General features: G+C 73.6%; 8 protein-coding genes and 1 pseudogene. 3 read left to right on the forward strand and 6 right to left on the reverse strand.

What is annotated here, in order from left to right:
• Window positions 1–2 precede the first annotated feature (2 nt).
• From ACIP5O_RS16695 to ACIP5O_RS16710, 4 genes are all read right to left on the reverse strand, one after another.
• Complete coding sequence (locus ACIP5O_RS16695; RefSeq protein ID WP_356543438.1) at window positions 3–932, reverse strand: branched-chain amino acid ABC transporter permease; 930 nt, start codon at window positions 930–932, stop codon at window positions 3–5.
• Window positions 933–1,029: 97 nt separating this feature from the next.
• On the reverse strand, window positions 1,030–2,268 hold the full coding sequence (locus ACIP5O_RS16700; protein WP_401293784.1) for an ABC transporter substrate-binding protein: 1,239 nt from the start codon (window positions 2,266–2,268) through the stop codon (window positions 1,030–1,032).
• 523 nt (window positions 2,269–2,791) lie between these two features.
• Complete coding sequence (locus ACIP5O_RS16705) at window positions 2,792–3,295, reverse strand: PaaI family thioesterase (protein WP_401293786.1); 504 nt, start codon at window positions 3,293–3,295, stop codon at window positions 2,792–2,794.
• A 114-nt stretch (window positions 3,296–3,409) separates the two neighbouring features.
• Window positions 3,410–5,692, reverse strand: a complete 2,283-nt coding sequence (locus ACIP5O_RS16710) for an FdhF/YdeP family oxidoreductase (RefSeq protein ID WP_401293789.1) — start codon at window positions 5,690–5,692, stop codon at window positions 3,410–3,412.
• Window positions 5,693–5,814: 122 nt separating this feature from the next.
• On the opposite strand from ACIP5O_RS16710, the gene polA reads away from it, so the two are divergent.
• Window positions 5,815–8,526: a DNA polymerase I gene (polA, locus tag ACIP5O_RS16715; protein WP_401293792.1), complete on the forward strand. Its 2,712-nt coding sequence runs from the start codon at window positions 5,815–5,817 to the stop codon at window positions 8,524–8,526.
• A gap of 509 nt (window positions 8,527–9,035) precedes the next feature.
• Window positions 9,036–9,374: pseudogene (locus ACIP5O_RS16720) on the forward strand (serine hydrolase); the annotation flags it as partial.
• A 226-nt stretch (window positions 9,375–9,600) separates the two neighbouring features.
• Here the strand turns inward: ACIP5O_RS16720 and ACIP5O_RS16725 are convergent.
• Complete coding sequence (locus ACIP5O_RS16725) at window positions 9,601–10,500, reverse strand: DUF4184 family protein (protein WP_401293794.1); 900 nt, start codon at window positions 10,498–10,500, stop codon at window positions 9,601–9,603.
• Window positions 10,501–10,752: 252 nt separating this feature from the next.
• Here ACIP5O_RS16725 and ACIP5O_RS16730 point away from each other — a divergent pair, with 252 nt between their 5' ends.
• Window positions 10,753–12,612 (forward strand): lytic transglycosylase domain-containing protein, encoded by a 1,860-nt coding sequence (locus ACIP5O_RS16730; RefSeq protein WP_401293797.1) that lies wholly within the window; start codon window positions 10,753–10,755, stop codon window positions 12,610–12,612.
• A gap of 260 nt (window positions 12,613–12,872) precedes the next feature.
• Here ACIP5O_RS16730 and hrpB read toward each other — a convergent pair whose 3' ends face one another.
• Complete coding sequence (hrpB, locus tag ACIP5O_RS16735; protein ID WP_401293799.1) at window positions 12,873–15,440, reverse strand: ATP-dependent helicase HrpB; 2,568 nt, start codon at window positions 15,438–15,440, stop codon at window positions 12,873–12,875.
• Window positions 15,441–15,463 lie beyond the last annotated feature (23 nt).

Genomic DNA, 15,463 nt, shown 5'->3' on the forward strand with positions numbered 1-15,463 from the left:
GCTCACGCCCTGTCCGCGACGCGCTCGCCGAGGAGGCCTTGGGGCCGGGCGAGGAGTACGACGATGAGGAGTACGAAGGCCCAGACGTCGGCCCAGGACTGGCCGCCGAGCTGCTCCATACCGGGGATGTGGCTGATGTAGGCCGTCGCCATGGTTTCGGCGATGCCGAGGACGACTCCGCCGATCATGGCGCCGTAGATGTTGCCGATGCCGCCGAGGACCGCGGCGGTGAAGGCCTTGAGTCCGAGGAGGAAGCCCATCTTGTAGTCGACGACGCCGTACTTGAGGCCGTAGGCGACGGCGCCGACGGCGGCCATCGCGGCGCCGAGGGCGAAGGCGATGACGATGATGCGGTCGGTGTTGACGCCCATGAGCTTGGCGGTGTCGGGGTCCTGGGCGGTGGCCTGCATGCCGCGGCCGGTGCGGGTGCGCATGACGAAGAAGGCGAGGAAGGCCATGCAGATGGGGGCGGCGATGAGGAGGAAGACGTCGCCGGTCTGGATGGTGATCGGGCCGAGTTCGATGGCGCCGCCGGGGATCTGCGGGAAGGTGCGGGCGGACTTGGCCTCGGGGTACAGCGACCAGACGAGCTGCTGGAGGGCGAGGGAGAGGCCGATGGCCGTGATGAGCGGGGCGAGGCGGGGGCCGCCGCGGAGCGGGCGGTAGGCGAGTCGTTCGGCGCCGACGGCTATGGTCGTCGCGACGAGTACGGCGCCGATGATCATGAGGGGGAGTGCCACCCACATGGTGGTGCCGCCGGGCAGGATGAGCCAGACCGTGAGGGCCCCGAAGCCGCCGGTCATGAAGATCTCGCCGTGGGCGAAGTTGATGAGCTGGACGATGCCGTAGACCATCGTGTAGCCGACGGCGACCAGCCCGTACATGGATCCCAGTAGCAGGCCGTTGACCAGCTGCTGCGGCAGTTCGTTCACCGCATTGTCCTCCGAGACTTTCGACGGATGTGACACCGCGCGGGGAGCCTGGTGCGGCGCCCCGCGCGGTGAGGGTGGTGCTGGGTGTGGGGTGGGGTCAGCTGCCGAAGGTGCCGGACTTGACGGGCTTGAACGCGCCGCCCTCGACCTTGTAGACGGTCAGCTGCTTGTTGGTGGTGTCGCCGAACTCGTCGAAGGAGACCTTGCCGGTCACGCCTTCGAAGGAGACGCCCTGGAGGGCCTCGACGACCTTGGCGCGGGCGCCGTCGGGGAGCTTGCCGCCGTTGCCGTCGACGACCTTCTTGACGGCCTCGATGATGGCCCAGGTGGAGTCGTAGGAGTAGCCGCCGTAGGCCTCGTAGGCCTCCTTGTAGTTCTCGGCCTTGTAGTTGGCCAGGAACTCCTTGGCGGAGGCGAGGGTCTCGATGGGGGCGCCGACGGAGGTGGCGAAGTCGCCCTCGGCGGCGGTGGCGCCGGCGAGCTTCACGTACTCGGGGCTGTAGAGGGCGTCGCCGCCGACGACGGTGACCTTGGCGCCGGCTTCCTTGATCTGCTTGGCCAGGGGGCCGGCCGCGGGGTACTCGCCGCCGTAGTAGACGACGTCGGCGCCGGAGCTCTTGACCTTGGTGGCGACGGCGGAGAAGTCCTTGGTGTCCGGGTTGATGTGCTCGGTGCCGAGGACCTTGCCGCCGAGCTTCTCGAACTCGGTCTTGAAGGTGCCCGCGAGGCCGGCGCCGTAGGTCTTCTTGTCGTCGATGATGAAGGCCTTGGTCTTCTTGGCCTCGTTGACGACGTACTGGGCGGCGAAGGGGCCCTGGATGGCGTCGGTGGTGGCGGTGCGGAAGTACGAGGTGTAGCCGCGCTTCTTGTCGCCGGTGCTCCAGTTGACGCCCTGGCTCAGGGCCGGGTTGGTGTTGGCCGGGGAGACCTGGGCCAGTTTGGCGTCGTCGAAGACCTTCTGCATGGATTCGGCGACGGAGGAGTTCAGGGGGCCGACGACGCCGAGGACGGTCTTGTCGGCGACGAACTTGGTGGCGTTCTGCTGGCCGGCGGAGGGCTGGGCCTGGTCGTCGAGGGACTCCAGCTCGAAGGTGACGCCCTTGACGTACTGCTTCTTGTTGGCCGTCTTGACCGCGAGGTCGGCGGAGTTCTTGATGCCGAGGCCGAGGGCGGAGAGCTCACCGGTGATCGGCGCGTCGAGGCCGATGGTCACGGTGACGTTGCCGCTGTCGCCGTTGCCGGCGCCGCCCTTGTCGTCGCGCGAACCACAGGCAGTGAGGGTGAGCGCTCCCGCGGTGACCGCGGTGGTGAGTATGAGCAACGAACGGTTTCGCACGAAGGGTCCTTTCCCTGGCGCGGCCCCCTCGGACGAGGTGGTGCCGTGAAGCTGCGGAGCGAGGGGTGCCGTTTTGGAACGCCGGGCCGTACTGGGTTGGTACAGGGCCGTGCAGTAGGACGCGCCCGGCGGCGCGGTGACTGGCGGTGACTCTAAGCGCAGGTGGGGAGGGTCGGGGAGCGGCGAGGTCAGGATGTGACTGTCTTGTTATGCCGACGGGGAAAGAGTGTGCGCGACGGGTGGGCAAATCGGGGCAAAAGTGTTCTTTACGCGGTGTTCACATAGTGAGAACGCGCAGTTCCGCTAAGGGGCTTGAGTGATTCTTGGTCCTGACCGGCGCCTCCCGCGACTCTCCGGATATCGGACAGTGGCAGAAACCTCAGCGGACGAACCGGCGCCTCCGGTTCGGTGGATTCCCCCTCGCGCGAAGATCACGGAGAGTGATCGACGGCGGGGTAGGGACGGCGGAGGGGACGACACCCGCCGGGTGTCGTCCCCTCCGCCGTTCCCGTCCGCGCGGGCCTCAGGCGCTCGTGCCCGCCCCCGCATTCGGGACGTTCTCCGCGTCCTTGGCGGTGACCTCGCGCAGCATGCAGGTCAGCCGCGCCGAGCAGACCCGCCGGTCCTGCTCGTCGGTGATCACGATCTCGTACGTGGCGGTGGACCGCCCGCGGTGCACCGGGGTCGCCACGCCGGTCACCAGGCCGCTGCGGACCCCGCGGTGGTGGGTGCAGTTCAGGTCGACGCCGACCGCGATCCGGGAGACCCCGCCGTGCAGCATCGACCCGACGGAGCCCAGCGTCTCGGCGAGCACCGCCGACGCCCCGCCGTGCAGCAGCCCGTACGGCTGCGTGTTCCCCTCCACCGGCATGGTGCCGACGACCCGCTCGGCCGAGGCCTCCAGGATCTGCACGCCCATCCGGTTGCCGAGGTGCCCCGCCGAGAAGAGGGCCGGGAGGTCGACGCCGAGCGCCGCGTACTCGTCGATGACCTCCTGCGGGAACTTCACGTGCTGCTGCTCACCCATGGCCCGGCTCCGTTCGTCTTCGTACGGCTCTGATCGGCGCGACCCCGCCGGTCGCGCGGGTCGCGCCGAACGCGCCGGTCGCGTCGCTTCCGCCCGAGCGTACTGAGCGTTCGCTCAGGCGGAAGGGGATTGTTCCAGACGGACGATCACGGACTTGCTCGCGGGGGTGTTGCTGACGTCCGCCGTCGACTCCAGCGGCACCAGGACGTTCGTCTCCGGGTAGTAGGCCGCCGCGCACCCCCGGGCCGTCGGGTAGTGCACCACCCGGAAGCCGGGCGCCCGCCGCTCGACGCCGTCCCTCCACTCGCTCACCAGGTCCGCGTACGCCCCGTCGGCCAGGCCGAGGGCCGCCGCGTCCTCCGGGTGCACCAGGACGACCCGGCGGCCCCCCTTGATGCCCCGGTAGCGGTCGTCCAGGCCGTAGATCGTGGTGTTGTACTGGTCGTGCGAGCGCAGCGTCTGGAGGAGCAGCCGGCCCTCCGGCACCCTCGGGTACTCGACGGGCGCGGCCGTGAAGTTGGCCTTGCCGGTCTTCGTGGGGAAGCGGCGCTCGTCGCGCGGGGCGTGCGGCAGCGCGAAGCCGCCCGGGTCGGCCGCGAGCCGCGCGTTGAAGTCCTCGAAGCCGGGCACCACGCGCGCGACGCGGTCCCTGATCCGGGCGTAGTCGGCCTCGAACTCCTCCCAAGGGGTGGCCGATCCGTCCCCCAGGACGGCGCGGGCCATCCGCGCCACGATCGCCGGCTCGGACAGCAGGTGCGGGCTCGCCGGGGGCAGGTTGCCCCGGGAGGAGTGCACCAGGCCCATCGAGTCCTCGACCGTCACGAACTGCCGCCCGCCCTTCTGGACGTCCTTGTCGGTGCGGCCGAGGGTGGGCAGGATCAGCGCGCGCGTGCCCGTCACCGCGTGCGAGCGGTTCAGCTTCGTCGACACGTGGACGGTGAGGCGGGCCCGGCGCATCGCCGCCTCGGTCACCTCCGTGTCGGGCGTCGCCCCCACGAAGTTGCCGCCCATCGCGAAGAACACCTTCGCCTCGCCGTCGCGCAGCGCCTGGATCGAGCGGACCACGTCGAAGCCGTGGTGGCGCGGCGAGACGATCCCGAACTCCTTGTCCAGGGCGTCGAGGAACGCGGGCGCGGGGCGCTCGAAGATGCCCATCGTCCGGTCGCCCTGCACGTTCGAATGGCCGCGCACCGGGCAGACGCCCGCGCCCGGCCGCCCGATGTTCCCGCGCAGGAGCAGCAGGTTGACCACCTCGCGGATGGTCGGCACGGAGTGCTTGTGCTGGGTGAGGCCCATCGCCCAGCAGACGATCGTCCGCTCCGAGGCGAGGACCATCTCCAGGGCCCGCTCGATCTCGGAGCGCTCCAGACCGGTCGCCGCCAGGGTCCCGTCCCAGTCGGCCTCCTCCGCGGCCGCCGCGAACTCCTCGTAGCCGTGGGTGTGTTCGCGTACGAACTCCTCGTCGACCGCTCCCGGGGTCGCCAGGACCAGCTTGTTGAGGAGGCGGAAGAGGGCCTGGTCGCCGCCGATCCGGATCTGGAGGAAGAGGTCGGTGAGCGCGGCGCCCTGGAGCATGCCGCGGGGGGTCTGCGGGTTCTTGAACCGCTCCAGGCCGGCCTCCGGCAGCGGGTTCACCGAGATGATCCGGGCGCCCGCGGCCTTCGCCTTCTCCAGGGCGGACAGCATCCGGGGGTGGTTCGTGCCCGGGTTCTGTCCGGCCACGACGATCAGGTCCGCCCGGTGCAGGTCCTCCAGGGAGACGCTGCCCTTGCCGACGCCGATGGTCTCCGTCAGGGCCGAGCCCGAGGACTCGTGGCACATGTTGGAGCAGTCGGGCAGGTTGTTGGTGCCGAACTCGCGGGCGAAGAGCTGGAGCAGGAACGCCGCCTCGTTGCTGGTGCGGCCCGAGGTGTAGAAGAGCGCCTCGTCGGGGGAGTCCAGGGCCCGCAGCTCCTCCGCGAGGATCCCGAAGGCCCGCTCCCAGGTCACCGGCTCGTACCGGTCGCCGCCCTCGGGCAGCAGCATCGGCTGCGTGATGCGGCCCTGCTGGCCCAGCCAGTACCCGCTGCGCTCCGCCAGGTCCGCGATCGGGTGCGCGGCGAAGAACTCCGGGGTGACCCGGCGCAGCGTCGCCTCCTCGGCGACGGCCTTGGCGCCGTTCTCGCAGAACTCCGCGACGTGCCGCCTGTCCTCCTCGGGCCAGGCGCAGCCCGGGCAGTCGAAGCCGTCCTTCTGGTTGACCTTGAGGAGGGTCCGCGCGGTGCGCAGGGACCCCATCTGCTCCCGGGCGATCCGCAGGGTGTGCCCGACGGCGGGCAGTCCGGCGGCTGCGTGCTGCGGCGGCGTGACCTGCGGTGCGTCCTGGACCGGGTCACCGGCCGGCGGCTTGCTGACCATCGCGCTCTCCCTTGAGCGGTCGTCCTGCGGCGTACGTCTCCGATCCTGTCACGCGCCACCGACAGCCCGGCACCCCGGCCGGTGAGGAGGGGATTGTCGGTGGGCCGTGGCAGGATCGTCCCGTGGCCCAGACAGCATCGAAGAACACCGCAGACACCCGCCCCCGCCTGCTCCTGATGGACGGGCACTCGCTCGCGTACCGGGCGTTCTTCGCGCTGCCCGCGGAGAACTTCACCACCGCGACGGGGCAGCCGACGAACGCGATCTACGGGTTCGCCTCGATGCTGGCGAACACGCTGCGCGACGAGTCCCCCACGCACTTCGCGGTCGCGTTCGACGTGTCCCGCAAGACCTGGCGGTCCGAGGAGTTCCCCGAGTACAAGGCGAACCGCTCGAAGACCCCCGACGAGTTCAAGGGACAGGTCGAGCTGATCGGCGAGCTGCTCGACGCGATGCGCGCGCAGCGCTTCGCCGTCGACGGCTTCGAGGCGGACGACGTCATCGCCACCCTCGCCACGCAGGCCGAGGCCGAGGGCTTCGACGTGCTGATCGTCACCGGCGACCGGGACTCCTTCCAGCTCGTCACCGACCACGTCACCGTGCTCTACCCGACCAAGGGCGTCTCCGAGCTGACCCGTTTCACCCCGGAGAAGATCCAGGAGAAGTACGGCCTGAGCCCCTCGCAGTACCCCGACTTCGCGGCCCTGCGCGGCGACCCGTCGGACAACCTGCCCGGCATCCCCGGCGTCGGCGAGAAGACCGCCGCCAAGTGGATCAACCAGTTCGGCTCCTTCGACCAGCTCGTCGAGCGCGCCGACGAGGTCAAGGGCAAGGCCGGGCAGAACTTCCGCGACCACCTGGAGTCGGTGCGGCTCAACCGGCGCCTGACCGAGATGGTCCGGGACGTCGAGCTGTCGAAGACGGTGGCCGACCTCGCCCGCGAGCCCTACGACCGGACGGCCGTCGCCCTCGTCCTCGACACCCTGGAGATCCGCAACCCCTCCCTGCGCGAGCGGCTCCTCGCCGTTGACCCGGGCTCCGCCGAGGAGGCCGCCCCGCCGCCCGCCGCGGGCGTCGAGCTCGAAGCCTCCGTCCTGGCCGCAGGCGAGCTCGCCCCCTGGCTCGCCGAGCACGGCACCGGGCCCCTCGGCGTCGCCACCGTCGACAGCTGGGCCCTCGGCACCGGAAACGTCGCCGAGGTCGCCCTCGCCGCCGCCGGGGGCGCCGCCGCCTGGTTCGACCCCAGCGGGATCGACGAGGCCGACGAGCGGGCCTGGGCCGCGTGGATCTCCGACCCCGACCGCCCCAAGGTCGTGCACAACGCCAAGGGCGCCATGCGGGTCTTCCCCGAGCACGGCTGGAGCGTCGCGGGCGTCACCATGGACACCGCCCTCGCCGCCTACCTCGTCAAGCCCGGCCGCCGCTCCTTCGCCCTGGACGCGCTCTCGATCGAGTACCTCGGGCGCGAGCTGGCCCCCGCGTCCGCCTCCGACGGGCAGCTCGCCTTCGGCGCCGACGACACCGCCGAGGCCGAGGCCCTCATGGCCCAGGCCCGCGCCGTCCTGGACCTCGGCGGGGCCTTCGACGAGCGGCTCGGCGAGGTCGGGGCCCGCGAGCTCCTCCACGAGGTCGAGCTGCCCACCTCCGCCCTCCTCGCCCGCCTGGAGCGGCACGGCATCGCCGCCGACCGCGAGCACCTGGAGGCCATGGAGCAGCAGTTCGCCGGCGCCGTCCAGCAGGCCGTGAAGGAGGCGCACGCCTCCGTCGGCCACGAGTTCAACCTCGGCTCGCCCAAGCAGCTCCAGGAGGTCTTCTTCGGCGAGCTGAACCTCCCGAAGACCAAGAAGACCAAGACCGGGTACACGACCGACGCCGACGCGCTCGCCTGGCTGGCCGGCCAGACCGAGCACGAACTGCCCGTGATCATGCTCCGCCACCGCGAGCAGGCCCGGCTCCGCTCCACCGTCGAGGGCCTGATCAAGACCGTCGCCGCCGACGGCCGGATCCACACCACCTTCAGCCAGACCGTCGCCGCCACCGGCCGCCTCTCCTCCACCGACCCGAACCTGCAGAACGTGCCGGTGCGCACCGACGAGGGCCGGGCCATCCGGCACGGCTTCGTCGTCGGCGAGGGCTTCGAGGCCCTGATGACCGCCGACTACAGCCAGATCGAGCTGCGGGTCATGGCCCACCTCTCCGAGGACGAGGGCCTCATCGAGGCCTTCACCTCCGGCGAGGACCTGCACACCACCGTCGCCTCCCAGGTCTTCGGCGTCGAGCGGTCCGCCGTCGACGCCGAGATGCGCCGCAAGATCAAGGCCATGTCGTACGGCCTGGCCTACGGCCTCTCCGCCTTCGGCCTCGCCCAGCAGCTCACCATCGACCCGGCCGAGGCCCGGATCCTGATGGAGACCTACTTCGAGCGCTTCGGCGGGGTGCGGGACTACCTGCGCCGGGTCGTCGACGAGGCCCGCGCCACCGGGTACACCGAGACGATGCTGGGCCGCCGCCGCTACCTGCCCGACCTCAACAGCGACAACCGGCAGCGCCGCGAGGCCGCCGAGCGGATGGCGCTCAACGCCCCGATCCAGGGCACGGCCGCCGACATCGTGAAGGTCGCCATGCTGAACGTCGACCGGGCGCTCACGGAGGCGGGCCTCACCTCCCGGATGCTCCTCCAGGTCCACGACGAGATCGTGCTCGAACTCGCCCCCGGCGAGCGCGAGCAGGTCGAGGCCCTGGTCCGGGAGCAGATGTCCGGCGCGGCCCACCTGCGCGCCCCGCTCGACGTCTCCGTCGGCGTCGGCCGCGACTGGGACTCCGCCGCGCACTGACCCGCACCCGTCCCCGGTCCCGTACGGCCGCCGTACGGGACCGGGGGCGGGCGTGCGACCGCCGTGCGGGCCCCGGGGGCGGGGTGATTTGCGCCGGATGGACCACTCCGGAGGGCGTCCTGGCGGCCGGGCTCACGAAACTGAGCAGCATGATCACGAGCTGCCGCGCCCGCCTTCGCGCCTGGGCCCTGCTCGGAGCCGTACTCGGGGCATCGGGCGCCGTCCGGCCCGCCGAGGCGCACCGGGCACCCGCACTCTGCACCTCGTCCCGCGAGCCGACCCTCGCCGGCCGGCTGTCCCAGGACATCGCGAAGGCCCTCGAGGGCCGCGACGGCACGGTCTCCGTCGCCCTGCACGACCCCGCGCGGGGACTGCGCTGCCGGCTGGACGACACCCTGGTGTACGACTCCGCCAGCATCGCCAAGGTCCTCATCCTGGAGGCCGTCCTCGGACGGGCGGCGGAGCTCGGCCGCGCGCCCACCCGCCCGGAGTCCCAGCGGATGAGGGCGATGATCACCCGCTCCGACAACAAGGCGGCCGGCGAGCTGTGGCAGGGGCTCTCCCGCGCCCGCCTCGCCAGGGTGCTGCGCGACGTCGGGGCCCGGGACACCGTCCCGGGGCACGGCGGGTACTGGGGCCTCACCCGCACCACCGCCCGCGACCAACTCGCCCTGCTCGCCGCGGTGTCCCGTCGCACCGAGGCGCTGTCCCTGATGGGTCAGGTCGTCCGCGACCAGGCCTGGGGCGTCACCTCGGGCGCGCCCCGCACGGTCAAGGTCCACCTCAAGAACGGCTGGCTGCCCCGCGCCACCCACGCCTGGCGCGTCCACAGCGTCGGCGTGGTGCGCCCGGCCGCCGGCAAGGGCAAGGGGAAGGGCGGGGGAGCGGGTACGGGGGTGGGCACGGGCGCCGGGGCGGGCGGTGCCTCCGCGACCGACTACCGGCTGGCCCTGCTGAGCCACGGCAACCCCACCATGCGGTACGGCATCCGCACGCTGGAGGGGGTCGCCCTGGCCGTGCACCGCAGACTCTCCGGGAGCGCGGCGGCCCGCGACTTCACTCCCTCGGAGGAGGTCAGCGAGGTCCCGGACGGGAGCGCTCCGGCCGGGACGCCGGGGCCTCTCCCTCCGCGTCCGGGAGAGCCGGGGCCCCCGTCCCGGGAGCGGGCGACGCTCCGAGGAGCCGGACCCCCGTCCCGTACAGCACGAGCCCGACGGCGAGTCCGGCGCCGGCCCCGAAGCACGCCGTCGGAATGACGTCCAGGGGCGTCTCGATCCGGTCCCAGCCCCAGTACGCGGCCCAGCGCAGGACCCGGTGGGCGATCCCGGCGAGGACGCAGCCGCCGATGAGCCCGGCCGCGACGAGCCGCCCGCGCCGGTCCGGGACCGGCACGCCGGCGGGAAGCCCCGCCCCGGGCGCGGTGGCGCGCAGTGCCCGGACGGTGAACCGGCCGAGGAGCAGCAGGGCCAGCGCCGAACTCCCGTACTGCGCGTAGAGGTAGACCGGGAAGCCGGCCACGATCTCGCCGAGGAAGGGGATCGCGCGGGTGCCCCAGCGGTCGATGTGGGTGAAGGAGTCCCACACCACGTGGGTCGTGGCGCCCAGCACCGCCGAGAGGAAGAACCAGCCCGCGAGCGCGGCCGGCCGCCGCTCCCGCCGGCGGCGGCCCACGACCAGCCCGTACACCCTGCCCCGCCACCGGGCGGGCAGCAGCGCCACGAGCGGTTCGCGCACGGTCAGCCACAGGCCGACGAGCGCGGCCGTGATCAGCACGTCGGCCGTGACGACCCCGACGGGGGAGTGGGTGACGTCCCCGAAGGCCATCGCGTCGGGGAGCGCCGTGGCGGCGAAGTAGGTCATGTCGGGCGCGAAGGAACCCGCGACGAGGGCGGACGCGACCAGCGGCCCGCGCGCGGTCCCGTTCCGGCGCAGCCCGGGCAGCACGGCAGCGGCGTGGCTCAGCGTGAACGGCAAGGGGGACTCCCGGGGTTCGGACGGCGACGGCCCGTAGGGGACGGCCGGCGGTCCATGATCGGTCGCAGTGCAAGAGGCGACGGGCGCCCCGATCGGTTCCCGCCCCCGTTTGGTCGGCCGGCGGCCAAGAGGTGACGAAAGCGTGAAACCCGGTCACGGGCCGGTACTCGTCGGTACGGAGTTGGCATAGGGTCGCCGGAGGCCACGCGCGGGGAGCGCGGGGCCGCAGTCGATTGGGGAGGAACGACGCATATGGCACCGGACATGGGCCGCCGACTGCGCAGGGGGGCCACCAGCGGGGCGGTGGTGGCCGCGGCGGTCGCCGCACTCGCCGCATCGCAGGCACCGGAGGCGATCCAGCCGACCACGGACAACGCCGGCGGCGACCGCACCGTCGGCGCGGGGGAGACCGCCCCGCCGTCCGGCAAGGGCTCCGCGACCGGCGACTCGCCGTACTACACGGAGCTGCCGCCGCTGAACAAGCCGGGCAAGCCCACGGTGAGCATCGACCTGCCGGTGATCACCGGTCCCGCCGAAGCCGGCATACCCGCGTCCGTCCTCTCCGCCTACAAGCGGGCCGAGCAGTCGATCCGCTCGACCGACCCCGGCTGCAACCTGCCGTGGCAACTGCTCGCCGGCATCGGCAAGGTCGAGTCCGGGCAGGCGCGCGGCGGCCGGGTCGACGGCAACGGCACGACCATCTCCCCGATCCTCGGCCCGGCCCTCAACGGCGTCGGCTTCGCCAACATCTCCGACACCGACGGCGGCGCCTACGACGGCGACAAGGTCCACGACCGCGCCGTCGGCCCGATGCAGTTCATCCCGTCCACTTGGGCCACGTGGGGCCAGGACGCCAACGGCGACGGGAAGAAGGACCCGAACAACATCTACGACGCGGCCCAGGCCGCCGGTCTCTACCTCTGCGCCAACGACCGCAACCTCGCGCTCAGGGCCGACCTCGACCGCGCGATCCTCAGCTACAACCGCTCGACCGAGTACCTGAGCACGGTCCTGTCCTGGTTCGAGTACTACAAGCGCGGCACCCACCAGGTCCCGGACGGCACGGGCGTGCTGCCGGTCGACCGCAGCGACGACCGCCGCCCGAGCGGCTTCCCGAGCCCCACCACGCCGTTCCCGACCGCGCCGACGTCCCCCTCCCCGACGTCCCCCGCGCCGGAGCCGAGCACCCAGAACCCGAAGCCGCCCAAGCCCGGGACGGCCAAGCCGCCGACCGTTCCCACCAAGCCCCCCACCACCGACCCGACGCCGCCCGCCACTTCGCCGGCCGGGAAGGTCGCGGAGCTCACGGTCGCGGCCAACGGACAGCTCACCGCGACCACCGGCAGCGACTTCGCGAAGACCCCCCGGGTCGCGGCGCTCGACGCCTCGGGCAAGCCGGTCGCCAAGGTGAGCGTCCGCTTCGAGATCGTCGGGGCCACCGACGCCCGCTTCGCCGGGGGCAAGACGGTCGTCACCGCCACCACCACCGCGTCCGGCGTCGCCTCCTCCCCGGCGCTGCGGGCCGGCGAGAAGACGGGACCGTTCAAGATCCGGGCCACCGTCGTGGGCCGGACCCTGGGCGCGGCCGAATTCGCCGCCTCCGTCACGGAGCGCCAGGCGGACGCCCTCGTCCGCGTCGGCGACGCCCCCCTGTCGGCCGCCACCGGCACCGCCTTCGACCAGCAGGTCCAGGTGAAGGCCACCCTCAAGGAGGCCCTCGCCCCCGGCGTGCCCGTCACCGCGCAGATCGTCACCGCGAAGACGGACAAGGAGGCGAGCGCCGAGGGCCCGACCTTCAAGAGCACGTCCTCCCGCACCGCCACCTTCCGGACCGCCACGGACGGCACCCTCACCCTCGCGGCGGGCGACCTCCTCGCGGGCGACAAGACGGGCACGTACTTCCTCAAGCTGACCACGCCCGGCGGCGGCGCCCTCTTCGTCGAGCTCAAGGTCACCGAGCCCGCCTCCACCCCCGCTCCCACCACCCCCACCCCGAAGCCGGAGCCCTCCGAGAGCGCTACGCCCGAGACCTCCCCCTCGCCGTCCGCCTCTCCCTCCCCGTCGTCCTCCACGCCGACGGACTCCTCCACCTCCACCGCGCCCAAGGGCTGATCGCCGCCCTGAGGCCTGATCACGGCCCTGAGGTCTGATCACGGCCCTGAGGCCTGATCACGGTCCCGAGGTCTGATCGCCGCCCCCCCCCCGCAGGTCGATCAGGGCTCCGGGGCCCGGCCGCCTCGCCCGAGGCACCGGCCCGGCCGCCCCGCGCCTCCCGCCCCGCGCCTCCCGCGCCGCCCCCTCCGTCCGCACCGGACGAGGGGGGCGGCGCTTCGCGTTCCCGGGCCACCTCCCGTCCCACCGCCTCCCCGGAGTCACCGCTCCCTCCTGAGCCGCGCGCTCGTGTGCCGGGTCGCCACCGCCGCGGACGGGTCCTCCGGCCACGGGTGCTTCGGGTACCGCCCCCGCAGCTCCGCCCGCACCGCGCGGTAGCCGTCCCGCCAGAACGACGCCAGGTCGGCGGTCACCGCCGCCGGCCGCCCGGCGGGGGAGAGGAGGTGGACGAGCACCGGAACCCCCGCCACCCGGGGCGTCTCGGCCAGACCGAACATCTCCTGGAGCTTCACCGCGAGCACCGGCCGGTCGCCCCCGTACTCCACCCGTATCCGCGAACCGCTCGGCACCTCGATCCGCTCCGGCGCCAGCTCGTCCAGCCGGCCCGCCTCGCCCGATGCCCACGGCAGCAGCCGCCGCAGGGCCTCACCGGCGTCGATCCGCCCCAGGTCGGCGCGGCGCCCGGCGCGGGACAGCTCCGGCTCCAGCCACTCCCCGGCCCGGTCGACCAGCGCCTCCTCCGACACGTCCGGCCACGGCCCGCCCACCTCCCGGTGGAGGAACGCCAGCCGCTCGCGCAGCTCCCCGGCCTCCCGGCCCCACCGCAGCAGCCCCAGACCCTCGCGCCGCAGACCGTCGAGCAGCGCCTCCCGCACCAGGGTGCGATCGGCCCCGGTGCCCAGCGGCCGGACCGTCAGCTCGACCGCGCCCAGCCGGTCCACCGAGCGCGCGACCACGTCCCCGTCCTCCCAACGGACCTCCTCGCCGGTGGACCGCAGGTGCCCCGCCGCCCGCCGCGCCACGGCCTCGTCCACCACCGCCGCGAGCCGCACCCGCGCCGTGGCGTCCCGCGCCGTACGGTCCGCCACCGCCACGGCCAGCCACGGTGCGGACCGCAGCCCGGAACCCTCGGCGAGCCGCGCCCCGCTCCCCGACACCATCAGGAAGCCGCCCTGCTCCCGGGCCCTGGCCACCCGCTCCGGGAAGGCGAGCGCCGTCACCAGACCGGCCACGGCGTCCTCGCCCTCCCCGACCGCCGAGGCGCCCCCGCCACCCTCGGAGCCCCCGCCCCCGGTCACCGCCTCTCCGGCCGCCCGCTCCAGACGGCGCACCTCCGCCCTCCACCGCGCGCCGTACCCGTCCGAGCCCCGGCGGGCCGTCCGCCAGGCCGCCGCCAGGTCGTCCCCGTAGTCGCGCGGCGGCTCCTCGCCGAGCAGCGCGACCACCTCGGCGGCCCGCCGCACCCCGACCTCCGGCGCACCGTCCAGCAGGGCGCGGCCCAGCCGCGGATGGAGCCCGAGCCGGGACATCCGTACCCCGCGCTCCGTGGCCCGGCCCGCCGCGTCCACGGCCCCGATCGACCCGAGGACCGAACGGGCCGCCTCCATCGCCCCGGCCGGCGGCGCGTCGAGCAGCGCGAGCCCCCCGGCCGTCGGGTCGCCCCAGCAGGCGGCCCGCAGGGCGAAGTCCGCCAGGTCCGCGATCCTGATCCCGGGCGACGGGAACCGCGCCCGGCCGCCGTCCTCCGCCTCCGCCCAGCAGCGGTAGACCACGCCGGGCGCCTCACGTCCCGAGCGCCCGGCCCGCTGGGTCGCCGCGGCCGTCGACACCGGCACCGTCGCCAGCGACCCGAGCCCCCGGGCGTGGTCCGTCCGCGGCTCCCGCGCGAGCCCCGAGTCGACCACGATCCGCACCCCCGGGACCGTCAGGCTCGACTCCGCCACCGCCGTCGAGAGCACCACCCGGCGCCGCCCGCCCGGCTCGGCGCCCCGCAGCACCGCGTCCTGCACCGCCGCCGGAGCCCGCCCGTGCAGCTGGAGCACCTCGGCGTCCAGGTCGGACAGCAGCCCCGCCGTCCGCGCGATCTCCCCCGTGCCCGGCAGGAAGCAGAGGACGTCGCCGCCGTGCCGCTCCAGGGCGAGCCGGACCGTCGCCGCCACGTGGCGCAGCAGCGCCGGATCCACCCAGGTGCCGTGCGCGGGCCTGATCCCGGCGGGCGGCGGGGCGAACCGGACCTCGTACCCGTGTCCCTCCCCCTCGCTCCGCACGATCGGCGCGGGACCGTCGCCGTCGAGGGCCGTCAGCAGCCGCGCCCAGGCCTCGGCGTCGCTCGTCGCCGAGGCCGCGACCAGCTTCAGCTCCGGCCGCAGGGCCGCCCGCACGTCCACCAGGAACGCCATCGCGGTGTCGGCGTCCAGGTGCCGCTCGTGGCACTCGTCGAGCAGCACCACGTCGACCCCCGCGAGCTCCGGGTCCCGCTGGAGCCGCTGGAGCAGGATGCCCGTGGTCACCACCTCGACCCGGGTCGCCGGACCGGCTCGCCGCTCGCCGCGCACCGAGAAGCCGACCGCGCCCCCGACCTCCTCGCCGAGCAGCCACGCCATCCGCCGGGCCGCCGCCCGCACCGCCATCCGGCGCGGCTCGGCCACCAGCACCCGGCGCGCCGGCCCGTCCCCCATGAGCCCCGCGAGCACCGGCGGCACCAGCGTCGTCTTGCCGGTGCCGGGAGGAGCGGACAGCACCGCCGCGCCGCGCTCCGCGAGCGCGGCGAGCAGTTCGGGAACGGCATGGCGGACGGGGAGACGGTCGAGCGCTTCGTTTCGGATCACGCACTCAGTCTCGTACGGGCAGC

Source organism: Streptomyces sp. NPDC088915, assembly GCF_044749825.1.
Taxonomy (GTDB): Bacteria; Actinomycetota; Actinomycetes; order Streptomycetales; family Streptomycetaceae; genus Streptomyces.